This window comes from Consotaella aegiceratis (assembly GCF_036541425.1).
Lineage (GTDB): Bacteria > Pseudomonadota > Alphaproteobacteria > Rhizobiales > Rhizobiaceae > Consotaella > Consotaella aegiceratis.
In genome coordinates this window covers 1-3599 of sequence record NZ_JAZHFT010000105.1, presented here as the reverse complement: position 1 = coordinate 3599, position 3599 = coordinate 1, and the positions used below count along the sequence as shown (strand labels likewise).

The 3599-nt window shown below is 49.1% G+C and carries 3 protein-coding genes; 1 reads left to right on the top strand and 2 read right to left on the bottom strand.

The genetic code is table 11. The features are described 5' to 3' along the window. Window positions 1-187 precede the first annotated feature (187 nt). Window positions 188-1864 (bottom strand): hypothetical protein, encoded by a 1677-nt coding sequence (locus tag SMD10_RS25060; protein ID WP_331688450.1) that lies wholly within the window; start codon window positions 1862-1864, stop codon window positions 188-190. Window positions 1865-2489: 625 nt separating this feature from the next. Continuing rightward, window positions 2490-2894, bottom strand: a complete 405-nt coding sequence (locus SMD10_RS25055; RefSeq protein WP_331688449.1) for a hypothetical protein — start codon at window positions 2892-2894, stop codon at window positions 2490-2492. A gap of 400 nt (window positions 2895-3294) precedes the next feature. Between SMD10_RS25055 and SMD10_RS25050 the strand changes: the two genes are divergently transcribed. Further along, a complete protein-coding gene (locus tag SMD10_RS25050) occupies window positions 3295-3465 on the top strand; it encodes a hypothetical protein (RefSeq protein WP_331688448.1) in 171 nt (56 codons plus the stop codon). Window positions 3466-3599: the final 134 nt, after the last annotated feature.

The window sequence follows — 3599 nt, the reverse complement described above, 5'->3', positions numbered from 1 at the left end:
CGCTCAAACGATGATGCGCGACCTTCGTCGCCGCGTCACGCGGTCCTGCCGACTTCCTTGGCGATGACTGTCCCATGGTGCGATCCTCCTTCCACAAAATAGCATGGGAAGAAGCTTAAGAGGACAGCTAAGATCAATCAGCCTCCGGCAAACCCGGTGCGGTTCAATACACTCGGTGAACGGCCCTTCAAGATATCAACTGAAGCGCCTCACGCCAGAATTTCTCGGACTGTATGTAAGGCAAATGTTCGTTAAAGGTTTTCAGCCACGGTATACCGCTCCTGCTGAATTCCGTACTAATATCTCTAACTCGGGACTGGACATTCAAATCCTCACTGTCCGACCTAGTGACGGGTATATATGTTCCGCCATATTGAGATATAAATAATATTTTATTTATATCGCCAATATCGAAATTGGGTCGAACCTCAAATCCAACTGCAACATAGATTCTATCCCCATCATTGGCGAATTGTTCAACAACAGCTTTCTCGATCCTGCGAGGATAGTAATCTTTGTATTTGTTTGAAATTTCTGCCAACCGCTCAATGGCTGACGGTTTCTTTTCGAAAAATATGGGTCCCTTAAGTACGTCCTCAATAGCGTCAAGGATCGCGTGGGCGTCCCCGTACCTAAAAGAACGCGCGTTTGTCCTAACATCATCAATAATCTCATTAAATACGTCAAATATAGTATGCTCAGCGCGCTCCGACATCAGGCAACCAGTCAGAAATCGGGCCCTATAGGTAAGGTATGCGATTGATGGGCTCTCCTTCTCATCGAACGAACTCTGCCAACAGGCGATGCCCGTAATCGTTACGACATCAAAGTGGTTCTGAAGCGAAAAAAGTACGTCATCGCCCCGAATGAAATATGGGAAAGGCCAGATGTCAAAATGATTTACTGGGAAGGCGAAGAAGTACCAGGCGCCTACGTCTATGGGTTCGTCTAGCTCGTTGCGAAGCACGTTCGCGGGATCGGCCATATCCCAATCAGCCTTGAGAAAGTCCGCTGTGGTTATATGGAATTTTAGACCCGCACCGCATTGAATACTTGGTGTTTCTGCAATTAACATCGACCCGGCAATGGCCGTGTTCTCGGCATGAGCGAACTGCAGAAAAGCTGCAGTCTTCTCGATGCACAACATAGGGGATGGTGCATCGTCGTCCATAAACAAGGCGTGCGTAAATGTTGGGTCGCGGCGAACCTCAATAAGTCCCCGAGTGAAACCGCCGCTTGCACCTAAGTTATTGTTCTGAATAATTTTATCTCCAGATAGGGTTCCTCCATTGTCAATTACGAACAGGTCATGCCCCTGAGCGGGTAGCGCGCTTGAGTTGAACCGATCAATAGCGTCCTTAACCTCGTCATCCCGGTGGAATGCAGGTATAACCAACCCTATCTTAACACTCCGCAAGGGAGTATCCCGCGTCTCATACTTAATGTCCGATAGTATAATTTGCGTTTCAGTTTTCACGACCCAAAACACGATGCCTTTTTCCAAGGATTCTATTGAGAAGGAAAAGCTTTCATCGGGCGAGCTGGAGCTAATCGGGTACGAACCCAACTCCGTTATCGCATCGAGCGTTTTGTGTATAAGTGAAATATTTCCTTCGCCGGAATGTATTTTGAGCGACAACCAAAAATTTCTAACGGAAGTTTTAGAATACCACTTGTCTAAAGATAACGCATTGAAGTATGTCTCTGACGAGATATATTTACGTGTCGATAAATATACCCCGCCCCCTTCCTCCAATATCTTGTAATCCCCCCGAAAGTATAGAAATGAAGCACGCTTTCCCATCAATTCAGGAACAAAGAGTGGCTGAACGCAAATAGCCTCTTGATACCCGCTGTCGAACATACCAAGTCCCCTATTTTGTGACGTGATCGGGGTAAACAATCGCTTCGAGCCGCACATATTTTGAGTGTCTTAAGATAACTCGATTCATTTATATGTACGTGTAGCCGAATATACAAACGGATGTTATCCGAGATCTCTTACTATTTGGCAACTACCGCGACTGGTTGCCGCAGATGGGGGGCTATTAACTCAGGCAGGCATCTGGCAACCCGTTATTTTCCGTGAAGACAACACATGTTAATAGAGCCGCCCAATTTGGTAAATAGGCCGAACGAAATGATCTCGAAACCAAATGTATCATACCGATCCTAGCCGCTCTTATTCATCTGGCGGTCGATTTAGGCTGGCGGATGTAGCATAAGCGTTTGATATGAAAACGGATTTAGTGGCGATGTTAGGAATTTCGTGCGCGAGCGTGCATAGTGGGATCCAGGTGCCCGGGAATTTGCCTCGGTTACGTCAGACGTTACGTCGTTACCTGCCCCTGGTATGGCCGGCGATAATGAAGCGCAGCAACTCCCGGCCAAAGCCGCCGTATATACCCTCCGGCATCACCGCGACGATCCGCTCGCCGGCCCGCGTATACCACGCTTGCGCCGATACCGAATGACCGCCACCTTGATCACTAAATCTTGGACCGGCATATCTTCGTAGCCCCTGAGGCGACTTCCCGTGGGCAGGCTTGAGCCTCAGGATAACCTCGCCGGTGACGGTCAGCTTGTCGGCTTTGCCATCGAGCCCCCGGCTTGCGGACCTTCTTGCCAATCGGCTTTGATGTTGCCTGCTCCATGCCCGACGGCTTGCCCTTGAACTTGGGCCGCGGCGGCAATCCCTTCAGGCGGGCGACCTCGTCTTCCAGCTCGACGATGCGAGCGTCCTTGAGGACCACAATCGCTTCGAGCTCGCTGATCCGTACCCGTCCTGCCTCGAACTCAGCCTCCAAATAGCTGACCCTGACAAGCACAGTATCGAGCACGCGTTGAAGTTGCTCAGGAGAATCGACAGAGAGGCGTGGTGCTTGGTCGCCCATATTGTGAATCATGAATAACATACCGTGCCTAGCCCCAGCGCCCGGAAATTTGCCCCAGGTACGCGTTGGCCATTGTAAATCATTGTAATCAATACTGTTTCTGATATCCGAATAACAAAATACGAAGACGAAAAGATTCGGCGGCTCACTAGAAGACAAGTCAGATTGGTTACAAAGACGCTTTCATAGCGAGTGTCATATTGTCGACACCGCAATCGAAAACTGTTCTGATTTACATTGCGTTGTAGCTACTTGTGCGACAAAAAATGGGCTTGCTAAGCGGCTGAAAGTGCGCATTATTATCACTAGACTGCACAGTAAAAGACGCGATGCGATGCGCTTCAAATGAAGCTAGCACGGTAGTTTTTTGGCAATTTTTGCTGAGAAGGAGCATAACGCGATGCGTACCGTTCCGTGCATTCACTGCGAACACCCCATTTCAATACCCGACGATGTTAAAGTGTCGGAAATTGTGAATTGTTCCGATTGTGGTGCGCAACTGGAGGTGCTAAATTTACAACCTCTGGAAATGATTGATGCTCCGGAAATCGAGGAAGACTGGGGCGAATGACACAGTGTGTCCTCTTAAGCTTCTTCCCATGCTATTTTGTGGAAGGAGGATCGCACCATGGGACAGTCATCGCCAAGGAAGTCGGCAGGACCGCGTGACGCGGCGACGAAGGTCGCGCATCATCGTTTGAGCGT